The 17,024-nt window shown below is 44.8% G+C and carries 16 protein-coding genes; 8 read left to right on the top strand and 8 right to left on the bottom strand.

The features are described from left to right. Window positions 1–30: 30 nt before the first annotated feature. From HOP45_RS04985 to HOP45_RS04970, 4 genes are read left to right on the top strand one after another with little or no spacing between them, the layout of a single operon-like run. Window positions 31–357, top strand: coding sequence for a YnfA family protein (locus HOP45_RS04985; RefSeq protein ID WP_181347826.1), 327 nt, complete (start codon window positions 31–33; stop codon window positions 355–357). A 21-nt stretch (window positions 358–378) separates the two neighbouring features. Beyond that, window positions 379–1,167: an alpha/beta hydrolase family protein gene (locus tag HOP45_RS04980; protein WP_181347825.1), complete on the top strand. Its 789-nt coding sequence runs from the start codon at window positions 379–381 to the stop codon at window positions 1,165–1,167. Window positions 1,168–1,191: 24 nt separating this feature from the next. Next, window positions 1,192–2,124, top strand: a complete 933-nt coding sequence (locus tag HOP45_RS04975; protein WP_181347824.1) for a phosphotransferase — start codon at window positions 1,192–1,194, stop codon at window positions 2,122–2,124. Then, window positions 2,108–2,899 carry an SDR family oxidoreductase gene (locus HOP45_RS04970; RefSeq protein ID WP_181347823.1) on the top strand — a complete coding sequence of 264 codons (792 nt, stop codon included), beginning with the start codon at window positions 2,108–2,110 and terminating at the stop codon, window positions 2,897–2,899. The genes HOP45_RS04975 and HOP45_RS04970 overlap by 17 nt, the downstream gene beginning before the upstream one ends. Window positions 2,900–2,966: 67 nt before the next feature. Here the strand turns inward: HOP45_RS04970 and HOP45_RS04965 are convergent, their stop codons facing one another. Further along, window positions 2,967–6,020 (bottom strand): efflux RND transporter permease subunit, encoded by a 3,054-nt coding sequence (locus HOP45_RS04965; RefSeq protein WP_181347822.1) that lies wholly within the window; start codon window positions 6,018–6,020, stop codon window positions 2,967–2,969. 332 nt (window positions 6,021–6,352) lie between these two features. On the opposite strand from HOP45_RS04965, the gene HOP45_RS04960 reads away from it, so the two are divergent. Both HOP45_RS04960 and HOP45_RS04955 read left to right on the top strand, forming a co-directional pair. Beyond that, window positions 6,353–7,057 (top strand): ABC transporter ATP-binding protein, encoded by a 705-nt coding sequence (locus HOP45_RS04960; RefSeq protein ID WP_181347821.1) that lies wholly within the window; start codon window positions 6,353–6,355, stop codon window positions 7,055–7,057. Then, window positions 7,047–8,432: an ABC transporter permease gene (locus HOP45_RS04955; protein ID WP_181347820.1), complete on the top strand. Its 1,386-nt coding sequence runs from the start codon at window positions 7,047–7,049 to the stop codon at window positions 8,430–8,432. The genes HOP45_RS04960 and HOP45_RS04955 overlap by 11 nt, the downstream gene beginning before the upstream one ends. A 281-nt stretch (window positions 8,433–8,713) precedes the next feature. Here the strand turns inward: HOP45_RS04955 and HOP45_RS04950 are convergent, their stop codons facing one another. The 7 genes from HOP45_RS04950 to HOP45_RS04920 all read right to left on the bottom strand — a co-directional run bounded on the left by HOP45_RS04950 (window position 8,714) and on the right by HOP45_RS04920 (window position 15,134). Continuing rightward, window positions 8,714–9,094 (bottom strand): RidA family protein, encoded by a 381-nt coding sequence (locus HOP45_RS04950; protein WP_181347819.1) that lies wholly within the window; start codon window positions 9,092–9,094, stop codon window positions 8,714–8,716. Window positions 9,095–9,250: 156 nt separating this feature from the next. After that, window positions 9,251–10,300 carry an SDR family oxidoreductase gene (locus HOP45_RS04945; RefSeq protein WP_181347818.1) on the bottom strand — a complete coding sequence of 350 codons (1,050 nt, stop codon included), beginning with the start codon at window positions 10,298–10,300 and terminating at the stop codon, window positions 9,251–9,253. A gap of 38 nt (window positions 10,301–10,338) precedes the next feature. Continuing rightward, window positions 10,339–11,136, bottom strand: a complete 798-nt coding sequence (locus HOP45_RS04940; protein ID WP_255437495.1) for an alpha/beta fold hydrolase — start codon at window positions 11,134–11,136, stop codon at window positions 10,339–10,341. 270 nt (window positions 11,137–11,406) lie between these two features. Beyond that, on the bottom strand, window positions 11,407–12,438 hold the full coding sequence (locus tag HOP45_RS04935) for a C40 family peptidase (protein WP_255437494.1): 1,032 nt from the start codon (window positions 12,436–12,438) through the stop codon (window positions 11,407–11,409). Between the two features lie 21 nt (window positions 12,439–12,459). Then, window positions 12,460–13,524 (bottom strand): dipeptide epimerase, encoded by a 1,065-nt coding sequence (locus HOP45_RS20955; RefSeq protein ID WP_181347816.1) that lies wholly within the window; start codon window positions 13,522–13,524, stop codon window positions 12,460–12,462. A gap of 19 nt (window positions 13,525–13,543) precedes the next feature. Continuing rightward, entirely contained in the window at window positions 13,544–14,710 is a 1,167-nt protein-coding gene (locus HOP45_RS04925) for a DUF819 family protein (RefSeq protein WP_181347815.1), read from the bottom strand. A gap of 106 nt (window positions 14,711–14,816) precedes the next feature. Continuing rightward, window positions 14,817–15,134, bottom strand: a complete 318-nt coding sequence (locus HOP45_RS04920; protein ID WP_181347814.1) for a DUF3870 domain-containing protein — start codon at window positions 15,132–15,134, stop codon at window positions 14,817–14,819. A 265-nt stretch (window positions 15,135–15,399) separates the two neighbouring features. Between HOP45_RS04920 and HOP45_RS04915 the strand changes: the two genes are divergently transcribed. Continuing rightward, window positions 15,400–16,329 (top strand): alpha/beta hydrolase, encoded by a 930-nt coding sequence (locus HOP45_RS04915; protein ID WP_181347813.1) that lies wholly within the window; start codon window positions 15,400–15,402, stop codon window positions 16,327–16,329. Between the two features lie 65 nt (window positions 16,330–16,394). Further along, the gene (locus HOP45_RS04910) at window positions 16,395–16,991 is read left to right on the top strand and encodes a class I SAM-dependent methyltransferase (RefSeq protein ID WP_181347812.1); all 597 of its coding nucleotides are present in this window, start codon (window positions 16,395–16,397) and stop codon (window positions 16,989–16,991) included. Window positions 16,992–17,024 lie beyond the last annotated feature (33 nt).

Below are 17,024 nucleotides of genomic sequence, written 5' to 3'. Positions count from 1 at the left end.
TGAGTCTTGTGATGAAGGAAGTGGGTTTTGATGTTATACGCTATCATGCTATTTGTTCTAGCAGGCTTAGCTGAAATTGGGGGAGGCTACCTCATCTGGTTATGGCTCCGCGATGGCGCGTCTATATACGTGGGGCTTTTGGGCGGTATGGCTCTCGTTTTATACGGGGTAATCGCCACCCTGCAGGTGTTTCCGTCGTTTGGCAGGGTCTATGCTGCTTATGGTGGTGTTTTTATTGTGCTGGCCGTATTGTGGGGCTGGTTAGTCGATAAGAAAACCCCCGATTTGTACGATTGGGTCGGGGCTGTCATCTGTATCATCGGCGTGTCTGTCATGTTATGGGGCCCGCGTCAATAAATCAACAAGGAGATGATTGGAATGATGGCTTTTGTTCGACATCAGGACATTCTCGGGGAATTATATCTCCCTGAACAAGCGCATCACAACGGAATTGGAATCGTATGGCTGCCGGGGCTCCCGAACAAACCGACAGCTGAAGATATGGGGCTCCCTCTATCAGAGGCAGGGTTTACTGTTTTTCAACCGCGCTATCCGGGGAGCTGGCAAAGCTATGGCTCATTCGGACCTGCTACATCTGTTGAAGGCGCACGATTAGGCTTGGAGCTCCTCGATCGTGGCCGTGCTATGAATCTAAATACCGAAACAGAGGTTACGTGGTCGGTGCAACATTTGGTGTTAATTGGAAACAGCTATGGCGGGGGGATTGCTGTGTCTGCACTCGCTGCTTCATCGCTTGCTGATGCTGCTATTGCTTTCTGTCCTTTGTTGGAACCAAGCCGACAAAATACATATCGTGCGTTGCCGGAAGATGATTTAACGACACTTTATCCTTACTTAAAGCGCGCCCATGAAAATGTGTTCCGGCATTTAGACGAAACCGAATGGCAGTCTTATCTTGAAGAAACTCATCCGCTCGCTCCATCTAAACGTTTACATGACTTAAGAGATAAGCGGTTGTTGTTCATCCATGGAACGGAGGATACGAGTATTCGAATTTACCACACCCAACATTATTATAATAAACTGACAGCATTTGACTCAGATCAAGTTCGTTTTATATGTGAAGAAGGAGCGGGGCACGGAAAACACTTGAGGCAGGCAACAAAAGACAAATGGATAGAGTGGTTATTACAGTCGCTTAAATGACAGATTGAAGGAGGTGATGCCAATATGAAGAACGACCCTTTGAATTGGCAAAGCCGCCTGCAGCACGTCCCGATGCTGGGGGACGCGGAGGATTGGGAGCTGTTACGTAAATGGTCATTGTCAGAAGTGTGGCGCGTCAGTTTTGCTGAGGGCCGCTCCGTTATTGTGAAATGTGGCCGTGGAGCAATGAGCAGGGAGCTTGCGGTTTATCTGGAAATTTTAGCGCCGTTTAATATCCATGCTCCCCGCCTTATTCACCATTTTCAAGACAAACATGCCAGTCTTTTAGTGCTGGAGGATTTAAAAGGTGTTGATCTGGAAACTGTTCCAGAAGCTCATCATTTTATAACCGCCGCAAAGGGATTGGCCCGCATTAGAAATCAGGCAACTAAAACGCTCCGGCAGTCGCGTGTCAAAAGGCAGTTTGTTTTATCCGAAGAGTGGTTTTTACGGGCGTTGCGGGGGATATTGCAAGCTGTGGGTCGTAAATGGGATGAAGCCTGCTCTATTTTTTCTTTTGAGTTGGCGATTCTGTTCCGGAATAGTCCAATGAATATTGTGCACAGCGACTTCCATGCTAAGAATTTAGTCGTGCGAGGTGAACAGATCTGCGCCATTGATTGGGCTAATGCATACGTGGCTCCGCATATGGGGGATTTATATTGCTTGGTAAACGAATATCAACATCATCACCCTTCGGCAGACATAGCTGTTTTACTGGATGCTTATTTAAACGAGAGGGAGGGCTGCTCATTCAAAGGCAAACACATGCAGTGGCACTTAGTAATGGGAGGGATTTGCTGGCATATTCAGGCAGTCGACTGGCTTATCAAAGAAGGGCGTCAGTACATTCCCGCTGCGGAAAGTTGGCTTCCTGAGATGTTTGATACACTTTTTCATTTAATAGATCACTTACAAGCAGAAGGAAGGGATGAGGTAAATGGACGTTCAACTTAAGGGCAAATCGGTGATTGTCATGGCCTCGAGTAAAGGCCTTGGAAAAGCGACGGCTGCAGAATTTGCACGTGAAGGAGCTCATGTTTTAATTTCTAGTCGAGATGAAGCAGAGCTGAAACAGACGGCCTCAGAGATTATTCACATGACTGGCAATAAGCAAGTGGATTACCACGTATGTGATATCACTAAGCCTGAGCGCATCAACAGCCTTGTCCAAAAAGCAGTGGATTGGAACGGGAAGGTTGATGTTTTGATTAACAATGCAGGCGGTCCGCCGGCTGGGACATTTGAGGATTTTACTGACGAAGATTGGCAACAGGCTTTTGAACTCAACTTATTGAGTTTCATCCGGGCAATTAGAGCTGTTCTGCCTTACATGAAAGCACAGAAGGAAGGGAAGATCGTGAACATCGCGTCGTCTTCGATTCAGCAGACATTGGACAATTTGATTTTATCGAACACGTATCGCGCAGGTATAGTCGGGTTGGCCAAAAGTCTTTCCCAGGAATTAGCTCCCTACAATATTTTGATTAACACAGTCGGACCGGGTAAGATTGCAACTGACCGGGTTGCTCAGCTTGATGCATCTCAGGCTGAGAAGATGAATCTCTCCACAGAGCAGGTGAGAGAGAAGGCTGAACAAGCGATTCCAATCGGACGTTATGGTGAACCGGCCGAATTTGCCAAAACACTCGTTTTCCTTGCTTCAGGGAGCAATACGTACATGACCGGGCAAGCTTTCGTTGTTGATGGTGGGTTAGTCAAAGCCCTGTAAATACTTCAAAAAAAAATAACCTCCCTAATCCGACTCATTCGGATCAGGGAGGTTTTTAATGAGCAGTTTATCCTGTGGCTTCCGTTTCTTCGTTTTCGCTGTGTTTTGAACGTCGTTTTTTTCGATACGTCCAAAATTTGAAGTTCGCTTTAGAGAATAAGCGATAGACAGCTGGAATGAGAAGCAAGGTAATGACCGTTGCAAATAACAAACCTGATATGATGACGGTCGCCATCGGTGCCTGGTAACTTCCTGTTGAACCTGTCGCAAGGGCTAGCGGCAGCATTCCGCCTGCTGTTGTCAGACTGGTCATAAATATCGGACGGATCCGGTTTTTACCGGCTTCAATCAAGGCGCCTTCTATGGAATAGTTTTCTTTACGAAGTTGATTGGTCCGATCTATGAACAGTATGGCGTTATTTAACACAATACCTATCAGCATCACAATCCCCATCGCTGACATGACGCTCAATTCTCTCTGGGTGATGAACAACCCGAGCAGTACACCGACAATGGTCATCGGGATGACAGACATTACGATCAAAGGATGAGCCAAATGATTAAATTGGACGGCCATGACGAGATAAACCAGGAAGATCGCTATCCCCAGAATCATGAGCATGTCTTGGATCAGTTCCTGCTGTTGTTCAAGATCGCCAGAGACCGATAATTCATAACCTGTCGGCGTTTCGAAATCGTCAATTACCGTTTGGACATCCCGGTTGATGGTTCCGAGATCCCGTTCTTCAATATCAGCGGAAATCGTGACAAAGCGTTCGCCATCGGTTCGGGTAATTTCATTTGGTATATCGACTTCAGTGAGCTCTATGAAATCCGATAGTGGCTGCTCACCCTCTGCAGTCGGAATGGTTAAGTCCATCAAATCATCTCGCGTTGCCGTTTTTTCCTCCCATCTGACCGAAAGGGGCACATTGTCTCCTTCAACCATGTTACCTAGTGGCTGATTCAGAAAGGCTTGCGCAATAAATTGCCTTATTTGTGTTTGCGAGAGTCCAGCTTCTTCGATGTTACCTTCGTTTAACGAAATTTCTTGTTCGATCGAGGTGCGTTCGATTGAATTGTTAACACCTACGATGCCTTCCACCTCATTAAGTTCGTCGGTGAACGCATCGGAAAGCGATTGAAGTTCCTCGAAGTTTTCCCCCGAAAGGGTTACTTGAACGGGGTTCCCCCCGCCGCCCGACATGACACTTTGCACACTTGTGATTGGGTGAGAATCCTGAAGATCACGAAGAGAAGTGAAGATGTCATCATTGATGTCATCTTGTTCTCGCGTTATGTCGTCCTCTTTTGTCATATTGATCAATGTGTAGAACATACTGCCATCATCGATAACGTAGCTCGATTCCACATCCTGAATATCTTCAAGAGATTCAGTGATCGCTTCTACAGCAGCTTCTTTATCCTCAGTCGATACGCCTGTTTCTAAATCAACCATCACTTCAGCATAGCGGTTAAAAACATCAGGCATGATAGTCATGGGAATTTTGTTAATCAACGTTAATGAGCCCGCGAACATGAGGAAAAAAATCGTAATGACAGCAAGACTGTGGCGCTTCTTCCTAACCGTCCAAGCGATGAGACTGCTGTATTTTCGTAAGATTGCCCCCTCGCGTTTGGCTTTTTTCGGCTCGCGATACTTTAGAATTCGTTCAGCTAGTGTTGGAATCAACGTAAAGGACACGATAACAGAACTGATGAGTGTAATGGCCACGACCACAGAGAGCATAATCATGAAGTCGGCTGTCTCCCCGCCAAGCAGACCGATTGGGAGAAACACGACAATCGTGGTGAGCATGGAGGCAATGACTGCGGTCATAACTTCTCTGGTGCCTTCCATAACTGCATTGAATTTTGCCAAGCCTTGCTCGCGCTTTCGATAAATGGATTCCAATATGACGATAGATGAATCTACCATCATCCCGATGCCGAGGCCCAGTCCGATGAGTGTTAACATATTGAAGCTGTAATCGAATAACCACATTGAAGCAAAGGTGAGCAATATCGATGTTGGGATGGCGAGTCCGATAATAAATGTAGCCCGCAGGTTGCGTAAAAACAACAGGAGGATGATGACAGCTATGATCCCGCCGATAATGATGTTTTTAGTGACGCTATTTACGGATTGTTCGACATAGTCGGCTTGAGCCACCATTTCATTTAATTCAAAGTTATCGACTAATCCTTCATCACGGATGGCTTGCACTTCCGCTCGTACCGACTCAGCCATTTCAATTTGGGTAGCGTCCGACACGCGCCCCACCTGGATGAACATGAAATCCTTCGTTCCATTTTTCCACACATAAGAGGAATTTTCTAACGGCTGAAGGGTCACGTCGGCAATGTCATTCAAGTCTACAAAACCATTTGCGGTTGGAATGGCCATCGCTTTGATATCCGCGACATCGTTGAATGGTGTGTTCCAACGAAGGGAAGGAGATGCTTGATCATCGCTTAATTCCCCGAGCGTCGCTTCTGTGTTTTGCTCTTGAATCGCGGCAATCACCTGATTAGCGTCCAGGTTGCGATCTGCTAATTCATCTCGATCGAATTCTATCGCGACCTCATGTTCAAGCGCGCCGTCAACCTGAACATCTCGGACTTCTGGCAAACCTTCCAACCGAGGCTCTAGTACATCTTTAGCAAAAGCAGTCATGTGGTCCATATCACCGCCGGAGACGTCCATGAAAAATTCATAGCTTTGCGTTGTACCGTATTGGCCTGCTTCGATATGATCGATCGCTTCGATTTCAGATGAAGAGGAATTGATGATGGACTCCACTTCAGGAAACACATCGTCTCCTTCACCACTTGCAAATGTTAATTGAAATGAGCTGTGCCCGACAGTGGTGGTCGTGTTAATGTCTTCCACGCCTTCAATCCCTTGGAGCTTGTTTTCAATAGGCGCTGTAATCTGTCGTTCCACTTCAATGGCCGGCATTTCACCGGCTTGGATGGAGGCGTAAGCACCGTCCATTTGTACAGGCGGCATCAGCTCTTTATCTAACTTCAAAAGTCCGTAACTTCCTAAGATCACGATGAGCATGACCATTAAACCCACTAAAATTTTTCTTCTTACGATAAAACGTAACCAACCCATTTAAATCCCCCCATATTCAAAAAATAATACTTATGAACGTTCTGGTTTCACCACCTTTGTATGTACGACTATGCAAACGTAAAGGTTTCGATAGAATTAATTTATAGCAATTCTTTTACAAGTCATTCTATTTTCTATCATAAATGTTAACCTTAAGTTTTGGATTGATCTGGAGATGTAACTTATGTAAGACCACAGACTTATATATGAGGGTGCTCGTTCTTTTAGACGTTAGGCGTCGTGAAAGAAAGGTGAAAAATATTCACGTTTAGCGAAGGGGTATCTGGTTGCGTGTCGTCTATAAGGTGGAATCGAAACAAGGAGGGGTCCTGATGATTGAAGTTAATCAGTTGAATCATTCATTTTTTATTGGTAAGAAAAATAAACGACAGGAGGTGCCCGTACTTAAGCAGATTAATCTCACCATCGATGAAGGGGAAATTGTGTCGGTCGTAGGACGCAGCGGTTCAGGGAAATCGACGCTGTTGAATTTGCTGAGCGGCTATATTAAACCGACGAGCGGGGAAGTCAGCATAAAAGGAGAAGAAGTCACGCATTTTTCTGAAGCGCAGTGGGCAGATTTCCGCGCGGCACATCTTGGGTTTATTTTTCAAAGCTTTCAACTGATTCCCAGTATGACCGCCTATCAAAATGTGGAGTTGCCATTGGTCATGAATGGGATGGCTGAGAAAGAGCGTCAGCAAGCTGTCGAAGCTATGTTTCAGCGTGTAAATTTACACGGTTATGAAGCCCATTATCCGTCTGAGTTGTCCGGTGGTCAGCAGCAGCGCGTTTCGGTAGCACGTGCTCTTATTATGAATCCCCCTATTATTTTGGCAGACGAACCTACGGGGAGCCTGGATATGGAAACGGAGCAGGAATTACTGACGTTCATAAAACAGCTTAATCAGGAAGAGAACATCACGTTTGTCATCATTACACATGATGAAGTCGTGGCTTCAATTGCTGACCGTACGATTCATCTAGAGGACGGCCACATTGTTAATGGAGAAGAGGAGGCATCTCATGAGGTTTAAAGACCGCTTAGGGTTCATTCGTCAAAATATGAAGAAGAATAAGTCCCGTGTTTTTATGACGATACTGGCCACAGCCATGGGGTGTGCGTTTCTGATTGTATTGGCTTCGGTGGGATTTGGAGCGCAACGCTTTATTGTCAATGACATCATGCAGGATCGTACAGTCACTGAAATTTCGGTGAATGGAAAAGAACAAGTTGAAGAAGGGGCGCCTCGAGGGATTACTGCACAAGACATCGAAAAATTAGAACAGTACGAAGATGTTCGGGCTGTATCCCGAAAACAGATTGTCCGAAATGATGGGTTTATTGAATATAACGATCATGTGGCTGATTTAGGCGTACAGGCAGTCCATTTTCCATCGGAAGTAGAATCCGGTTTAACACTCGATGAGGGGCGCATGCCTGAAGCCGACAATGAAATTATCATCGGTTCTGATATGGTAGAAGCCTTACATGAATCGCCCGAAACCGGTGAGCCCATCCCTGATGAGCAGCTTTATAATCAAGATGGGGAAATAAAAGAAAAGTACGCCTATGAAGGCTCCCGGGACGTGATTGGCGAAGAACTTCACTATAAGGTGCAACAGTACGAGGATGGGGAACTCCAAGAGAAAACGATCGCGCTTGAAGTAAGCGGCATAATGGAGGAGCCTGCTCGCGACTGGCAGCAAGATAAAAGCATCTTTATCTCGCAAGCGGTCCTTTCTCAGATTGAGGCATTTACGGGGACACCGTTGGGGCAGACGTTGGCGCCAGAAATGACAGAAGAACAAGTAGAGAAAGTAAAAACAAATGATCAAGGCGAGGTTTTTCAGGAAGTCAAAGTCATTGCGAGCACCATGGAAGAAGTCAAGGACATTTCGGCTGAATTGAAAAACGATGGTTACATGATCTATTCCGTTACAGAAGAATTAGATCAAATCAATTTGGTTTTCGCCGTAGTCAAAACGGGTCTCGTATTTGTGGGCATCATTGCTTTGTTGATTGCCTCAATCGGCATATATAACACGATGTCCATGGCCGTTACAGAGCGGACGCAGGATATTGGGGTGATGAAAGCGATCGGCGGCCATCCGCGCATGATCCGCAGTATCTTTTTATTAGAGAGTGGGTATATCGGCCTGATCGGGGCAATAGTGGGCGTAGCGGCGGCTTATGTCATCAGCGCCATCGTCAACCAGGCTTTTCCGCTTATCATCCAGCAAGTATTTGGTGAAACGCTGGACCGAGCGATTCAACTGTCTTATATTCCAGGGTACCTCGCGCTGCTGTGTGTTTTGCTGAGCATCGGGGTAGCTATGTTATCTGGATTGAAGCCAGCTCGAAAAGCCACGCGTATCGATGTGCTGCAAGCGTTGCGACGCGATATATAATGGGGATAACTGATAAAGGGGGCGAATCGCGATATGATTCGCCCTCTTTTTGGGCTCGATTTGAGCAAGTTGCTTGGAAAGAGCTGAAAGTTGCTTGCAAATGAGCTGAAGTCGATCATAAAATCGCGAACTTGCCTACAAATCTTGCCAACATGACGCATAACGCGGCGAACTTAACTGCAAGCAGATTCTGCTACAAGGGCATAAACAAACCGCTTGGATGTTAATAATCCAAGCGGTTGTTTTCACATACATAGTGTGACTGATTCCACGTTTGCAGACTAAGATTTGACGGCTACTGCTTCAATCTCGACTTTGGCGTCTTTTGGAAGCTTGCTGACTTCAATAGCAGCCCGCGCAGGGTAGGGCTCGCTTAAGTAGCTGGCATATACATCATTTACCGTGGCGAAATCGTCCATGGAGTCCAGGTAAATGTTCGTTTTCACTATATGTTTATAGGTCAGCCCGGCTTCACTTAAAATGGCACCGATATTATTCATCACTTGCTTGGTCTGTTCCTCCACATTAGCGGATTCGAACTTCATGGTAGATGGATTAAGTGGAATTTGGCCCGAGATGTAGATGAGATTTCCTAAACCTACTGCCTGAGAGTAGGGGCCGATCGCTTCTGGTGCCTGATTCGTATTAATGGCTTCGTACATGTGTGCTCACTCCTTTTCCAAGTTAGCTTCAATTTAATACTATCATGATATAACAAAAATGGAAATCCAGACAATAAATAAGAGCCTGAGGATTTAACGATACCTCAGGCTGTAAATGGGAGGGTTCCTTATGAAGTGAAACCACTTCTCTATATATTACGCAGAAAAGTATTCGTTTATTATCATTCGAACGGTTTCATGGGTTAAATTTAAATGGTTGATGTCTGAGTCACGTATCAATTCTTGCGTATTAGAATCTTCAAACTGAATGCTGCCAGCCAAGTATACTTTAAAAGGGACAATCATATTGTTAAGCTTCTCTTCCTCTGCACTCAATTCATAATTCTGGGTGTCCTCTACGATGGACAGGCGCTCAAAGTGGAGAGCTTGCTTGAACAAGTTTAAGATATCAATGTTATTAGGAGGATCAGGGTTGATGATATTATAAATTTTGTTCGGCTCTGCTTTTGTCAGCGCCAGACTGAGGATATCTGCTACGTAATCGACAGGGACAAAATTCGATGTCCCTTCTCGATTTGCAACGACACGATAGGTTGTATGAGCATCATCTTTTTTCGCTGTTCGCCGCTTGAAGATATCAAGGGCTCGCATAAAGCCGTACAATGTGAATTCGGAATCTGCTTCGCCGGTTTTAGAATCTCCAACGATGATCGAGGGGCGGAATATTGAGACATCCATGTCATTCCCATAAGCGAAAACAAGATGTTCCGAGGCTACTTTGCTTTCTTCGTAAGGATTGTGGTAAGCGTTGTCCAATGGGTAGAGAGCTTCCACACCGTGCTGGTGTTTTCCTACCGTGTATGCGGTACTGACGTAAAAAAACGTGTTGACATTCAAGGCTTTTGCTAAATCAAGCGCATGTCTGGTGCCTTCGTAATTAATGGCAAACAGTTCATCCCGTAAGTCAGCATCGAATTTAACCAGCGCCGCGGCGTGATAAAACGTATCAACCTGATTGGTCAATTGCTTGACGCAATCATCGGACAAACCAAAATGGGGTTCGGTAATATTTCCTGAAACAAGTTTGATTCTGCTTTGCTGCTCTTGGGGAAACGTTTGAATTAAAGCTTCTGCCTTTTCCACATTTCGGACAAGGACAATTAGTTCATGCTCTGTTCCCGTGAGCAAATTTTTCATTAACTTGCCGCCGAGAAATCCGGTGGCTCCCGTTAAAAAAATGTTCAATGTGTTCACTCCCGCTGTTCGTTCATGTGCGCCTGTGGTTACGAAATTTGTTCGATTTTTCTGCTGTGCGTTTTAAAAAAATCGAGTGTAATATCATTAAATTTCTGATATCCTTCAATATTACAAACATGGCCGCATTTTTCTATTATACGCATGACCGCGTTTTTATCTTTTTTTATATCCTCTTTAACAGAATTGAGGAACAAGTGATCTTCCCGTCCGGAAATATATAATTTAGGGATATCTTTTGCATGCTTGATCACTTCATCATAACTCGTTTTAACTTTACCAAAGGTTTTAAACCAGCCGATAAAATCTTCTCGGCGCATCTTTTGAGCTTCACGGATAAAAATGTCCCGTGATTTTTTATGATTAGGTTTTGGCATAATAATATGAGCAAAAAGCTTATAAATCCATGTGTGTGGCGTAATGGATTTGATCATTTTTCCAATTTGAAATAAAAATTTGGAGATGAACGTAAACCGTGTAATGGTGGCGGCCAATATAACACTTTGTACGCGCTCCGGCCGTTCTTTCAATAAGTGATGAAGGATGACTGTCCCAAGTGAGACTCCTAAAAAGTGAGCACGTTCAATATTTAAATGGTCCATTGTTTTTACAATTTCCTGTGCTACCACCGTGTAGGAAAACCCGTCTGTGTAACTTTCCAAACTCGGGGAGTTACCATGGCCGGGGAGATGCAAGGTAATCACATTAAAATGTTTGGAATAGTCCTTTATTTGCCTGTAGAAGATGTTAGAATTTCCTCCCATTCCATGGATGAGAATGAGATGGTCGTTGCTGGCAACATTGCTGTGGATCTTATATTCTAACAAGGAACCCCTCCTGCTTATTTGCATATCTTTTATGGGTAACGTCCAGCTGCATGTCAGCTGTATCGACAAGTAAGTGTACATTTGAATAAGTACCTGTATAAGAACAGGCTCCCTCCCATATTAACCGATATAAGCGTTTGTATCCAGCCAAAACATGCTGAAAACCGACTTTTTTTACGTTTTTATGAGCAGATGCTTGAATTAATCATACGCGAAAGTTGTTACTCCATTATAAAACCCGCTGAGATGGGATCTCAGCGGGCGAGGAGGTTAATCAATATAGCGTCGTGCTCCTGCGTATTCAGACGAATAATAATCGGATTCGAAGACGTCGATGATTTCGACCGTGCTCTCGGAATTCGGAGCATGAATCATTTCTCCATTTCCAATATACATGCCGACGTGATGGACTGATCCTTCGCCTTCATCATAGGCGAAAAACAGGAGATCGCCTTTTTTCAAGTTTTCTTTTGCTACAGGCTCACCGTTTTCAGCCTGAACAGAAGAGTCACGCGGTATCGTGATGCCATGGGCTTTATGGATCGTATGGGTGAAACCTGAGCAGTCAAACCCAAATCCAGAAGCCCCTGCCCAAAGGTAAGGCAAGCCAAGGAATTGTTTTCCGGTCTTCTCAAGGTCTTCGCCGTCCGGTTCAGGAATATCATCGTTTGAGTCATAGATAGAGACGGCGTCAGACGAGAGCCATTTCATCCCATCGCTGGGGGTGGCCACAAGCACTGCATTCCCTACGTTAGCGATAACCGGAAGACGCGTGTTAAAGCTGACTTCTTTGTAGCGTTCGTTTTGCCTCATGTTTTCATAAAGCCATGTGGTTTGTTCTTTAACGAGGGCAAATGACTTGTGTTCTTTCATGTGTTTGAAATAGCGCCTGTCCGAAAGTTGTTCTTTCGGCATCCAGGCAGGGTAGCCTAACTCATTTTTCGGAGTAGGCTGGCCATGGACAGCGACTTTAGCCCAATCCCCATCTTCTTCTAAAATCGTCACCTCTTGTCCGAATAAGGCCTGGGTCTGGAGATTCCCTACGAGCCAGAGTTTCTGATCAAGCGACATACTCCTCGTCCATTCCCACATATCAACGGGATTTCCAACAGAAGGTTCATCAATGGAACGTGTGATGTTCGGTTCGGACCAAAGCGTTGCCACAGAGACATCAACATAAGCGGTATCTTCATTTGCAGGTTTCTTATTTTCTTTAGCATCTGCGGCAGAAGGAACAAATAAACTGATCGTAAGGGTAAGAGCGATAACAGAACTTAATCCTAATGTGCGTTTCTTATTCAACGCATGCACCTCCATAAATAGTTAATTGAATCCTAGTCCGGGACCTTCGGCTAACAGCACATTTTTTCCATCGAATCGCATTCCCCCTTTCAATTCTTCATCTATCATCCACAAAGGAGCATCGAGGTCATAAAGAGTAATGTTTGAATGGGCGAACGCAAGATGTGCAGCTGCCGTGACTGAAATACGTGATTCCATCATGCTGCCGATCATGCATTTGATTCCGGCGGCTTCGCTCATATCAGCTATTTGCCTGGCTCCATGCAGCCCCCCGGTTTTCATCAATTTTATGTTGAGGAGATCAGCCGCCCTTGTCTCAAGAAGTTGAAAGGCATCACGAGGGGAAAAGACGCTCTCATCAGCCATTATCGGTGTTGCGACATGATCCGTTACGAATTTCAAACCTTCAATATCACGAGCAGGAACGGGCTGCTCCACAAGCTCAATTCCCAGGGATTCTTTCTCCAGTAAATTAATCATCTTGACCGCTTGTTTACGGGTCCAACCTTGGTTAGCATCCAGACGCAGCAGCACATTTGAACCAACTGCTTCACGTACTTGCTCAATTCGCTTCAAGTCAAGTTTTTCATCATTGCCGACCTTCAGTTTTAAGGTGCTGTAACCGTCATCCACACGTTTTTTTGCTTGATGGTACATAATCTCAGGTTCATCGATACTAACAGTCATATCTGTTTCAAGTGATTCAGTCCGCCCGCCAAAAAAAGTGTACAAGGGCAAGTTGAAATAGCGGCAATATGCATCATGGAGTGCCATATCTACAGCTGCTTTTGCGCTTGAATTCGCCTGGCAGCTTGTTTTGAGTACAGTAAGCAGAGCAGCAAGATCGAGAATATTTTTGTGCTGTAATGCGCGCTTGATCGGACCACTGATCGCTGCCCGGATCCCTTCTAAAGACTCGCCGGTAATTTGCCACGTTGCTGAGGCTGACCCTTTTCCGGTTATGCCGTTTTCTAATGAAATCGTTACATCAACCACTTCGATTTCAGTCACCTGTCTAAGAGCCGTCTTAAAGGGTTGCTGCAATTGAATGGTACGTTGCTCACATTGGATATCGATTATTTGCACGACATGTACTCCTTTTCAGCTACAAGAATGATAGTAATTTGGCTGTTAACAGTCCGTAGTAGGTTCCTAGGAATGATCCAGCGAGACCCATCAGTACGCCAATCGGTATGAGAGAGCGATGATAAGCACCGGCCAAGAGGGGCGCTGTTGCCATACCGCCGATATTGGCCAGACTGGACACACCAAGCGTGAAGAGATCCATTTTGAACAGTTTTGCTGCCAGCATAAGAATCAGCGCGTGAATGGCCAGGATGACGAAACCGGAAATGATGTAGATGGGAGCCTGAAGCAACTGAGAAAAGTCAGCCCGTGATGCAATGAGGGCGATGACAATATAGAGTAGGACATTGGCAACATCCATAGAGCCAGGGATCATTGACACTTTCGTCATCGCGAGCAGAACTCCGACAATGGACACGATGAAAATCGTCCACGTTGTAGCATTTACGATTTCACCAAACTGTGGAAGCAGACTAGCAATTTCCGCTGAGAATGCTGAAACAAAAATGGCGATTGAAATTAAGCCCATCAAATGAACAAAAGATATGGATTGTTGATCTTTTTCTTCCATTTCATTTTTTAAATCAGCACTGACTTCATCAAGGTGAGAGGTGTCTGCTTTCGCCCATCTATTAAAGGCAGCTGAGAACGGAACGAGCCAGAACATGATCATGACCCAAGTCGAGTAGTTGACGGTGTCCATGATCAAGGCATACCCGAAAATATTTTCTGGGACATCAAGCACACCTTGAATGATGACCATATTGGCAGACCCGCCAGTCCAGCTTCCTGCTAATGCTCCGAATGCCTGCCACGTTTCCGGGGCATAGAGAGATTGGAACAGTAAGAAGGTAATAGCAAAGCCAAGGACGATACTGAATGAGGCAATCACATAGCCTATGAGCATCTTCGGTCCTAGTTTTTTCAGTTTTCTTAAATCACAATTTAATAGCATTAATAAGATCAGCATCGGTAATAAGGCATCACGAACGTTGCCATATGTAGCATCAACCGCTTCGGTCGAGCCAATGATGCCTGTGGTCTTTAATAAGGCACCTCCAAAATAAATAAGCACGATGCCAGGGACGAACTTGAAAAATTTACTTGTCGATTGCTTTTCAAGCCAGGCGATAATGCCTGCCATCCCGATAATGACACCAAGATACAAAAAGCCTCCTTCGATCATTGTTAAAGTCCTCCTTTATTTTTTAATATAAAAAACCCAGCTGACAGGGAAATGAATGACCTGTCAGCTGGGTTTTATCCACGTTTAGTTAGATAAAGCAGCTCAATTATGTGTGCCTTGTATCTTTATATTTCGAATGCGCTTGTTTAAAAGCTACAATTAACGCTTTCTGGGATGAACCAAAGTAGCGAGCGTTCACTTCCTGTGCCGCTCCTTCGTAATCCATGATACTACGCCCCACAAAAAGGCTCCTTACGAATAAAACGGTGATCCCCATCATAGCGGTACACTCTGCATCGACAATGCGATGGTCAGTAGTATCCACGACAAAGCCGATAAAGAACGTGTCGTATTTTTTCGTGATTGGATTATTGCCAGGGGATTTTGATTCGCCTACAACATAGCACGTTTCCTTCGAATACATGATTTTTCACTCTCCAGGGAAACACCTTCAGATTCCAATCAGGGTTGCCTATCGGATAAATAGACGCCAGAATAGAATGGAGGTCGTTCCCATGATTCACTTGCGTCAGCAATTATAACACAATCATTGGTACAGTTTCAATCATATGTCAAAAATTTCGCGCAATTGTAAATTTTTTATAGCTGTATCATAATCCACGAACATATATGGTAAAATCTAGATACCGAATGACCAGAATTATTTCAGAAAATAGGAGGAGTAGAAAGTGTCAGTTCATCCCGTCATTAGGTTGACTTTACGCAGACTTCAAAAAGTAATGGGGTGGGGCGGCAAAGGCTGGGATGTTGAGCGCATGCGTCAAGGCATGAATGAGGCGACCGCTATCCCTCAGCCTAAACCAGACATCAAATATATAGAGAACCGCTTCATTCCTGGGCCGGAGGGGGAGGTCCCTATCCGTATTTATACACCCGAGGGAGAGAGGCCATTTTCCTTGCTTGTCTTCTTTCATGGCGGCGGATTTGTGTTGGGTAATTTAGACACACACGACATAGTCTGTCGAAGAATAGCCCATGACAGCGGATGCAAAGTGCTTTCAGTAGATTACCGTTTAGCACCAGAACATCCTTATCCAGCTGCGCTTGAGGATTGCTATGCAGCAGTTGAGTGGACAGAAGCACACGTCACTGAACTCAATGGTGATGCTGCCCGGTTGTTTGTCGGAGGTGATAGTGCTGGCGGCAATTTAGCAGCGGTCGTAGCCCTGAAAGCTCGTGACGAGGGAGGGCCGCGCATAGCTAAACAACTGTTGATCTATCCCGTGACCGATACCAATGAAGCGTATTATCCGTCACGTAAAGAAAATGCCACGGGTTATTTACTATCCATCGATGACATGAACTTTTTTAACCAAGCATACGTCCCATCAGGAACCTCAGCCGCTGATCCGTATGTGTCTCCGATGCAGGCGGAGCGGCTTGATAACTTGCCAGACTCACTGGTTTTGACGATGGAGTATGACCCGCTTCGGGATGAAGGTGAAGCATATGCTGAACGGATGAAGGAGAGCGGGGTGCCTGTGGAAATGAAGCGATACGGAGGAATGGTTCATGGCGTCTTTCAATTTCCGCTGCACATTGAAGAAATTCGTGATATTTTCAAGCGGATCAGCACCTTTTTACGCAAGCCTGTATGACGGTTGTTATTTGACGTTATTCTTGTAGGGAAGATAAAAAGAAATGGGTAGGGAAGGAGTCAAAAATGGACCATAATGTTTTTGAACAGATGGCGAAAAAATATGATACAGAAGAAAGAATTGAATTAGCTAACGTTATAGTAAAGGAAGTAAGACCAGAGTTGCGAAATTCTGAATCAAAGTCCTTACTCGACTATGGAAGCGGTACGGGTCTAGTTAGTTTGGAACTATCGGACTTAGTAGCTTCCGTTTTGTTGGTCGATTCTTCGGAACAAATGCTGGATGTTGCGAGAGCTAAAATCTCTCACAAAGGTATGTCGAACGCTAGCGTACTATATGCTGATTTTACTGAAGAAACACCTGACCATAAGGTCGACATCGTATTAATGTCACTTGTTCTTCTTCACATTCCTGATACAAAGAATATCTTACACAGATTGTTCGATTGCTTAAATGACGGCGGCAAGCTGATTATTATTGATTTTGACAAAAACGATAAAATCAATCACCCAAAGGTTCATAACGGTTTCTCACATGAAGAAATGCAAAGCGTTTTATTTGAAGTTGGATTTAAATCGATTGAAATGAAGACATTCCATCATGGAAATCGTATCTTTATGAATCAAGACGCCTCTATGTTTATGTCCAGTAGTATAATGTGAATGCTGAATTCCACAATTTTCTCGCTTCACAAC

The sequence above is a fragment of the Thalassobacillus sp. CUG 92003 genome (assembly GCF_013618635.1).
Taxonomy (GTDB): domain Bacteria; phylum Bacillota; class Bacilli; order Bacillales; family Halobacillaceae; genus CUG-92003.
This window is presented reverse-complemented; position numbering and strand designations above follow the sequence as displayed.